Annotated in this window: 1 protein-coding gene; it reads left to right on the top strand. The window is 61.8% G+C overall.

The genetic code is table 11. The annotated features are described in order from the left end of the window. A partial coding sequence (locus tag SB679_RS25610) for an MFS transporter (protein ID WP_410705180.1) occupies positions 1–249 on the top strand: 249 nt, incomplete at both ends.

Raw genomic sequence — 249 nt, forward strand, 5'->3', positions numbered from 1 at the left:
CCCGTCGGAACGCTGGTGGTTTTGCGCGGCACCCCTAAGTCCGAGCTGCTGCGAGCCACCGCCTATCTGGTGTGGCCGGGCCTCCTAGCGCCCGTGCTGGCTCCGATGGTAGGCGGTGCCCTCACCACCTTCCTGTCCTGGCACTGGATTTTTCTCATCAACGTTCCGCTTGGAATCGCTGCCCTCATAACAGCCCTGCGCCTGGTTCCACGAACGAACTTCGACTCCGATCGTCGACTCGATTGGTTT

This window comes from Chryseobacterium sp. SIMBA_029, assembly GCF_046535275.1.
Classification (GTDB): Bacteria; Bacteroidota; Bacteroidia; order Flavobacteriales; family Weeksellaceae; genus Chryseobacterium.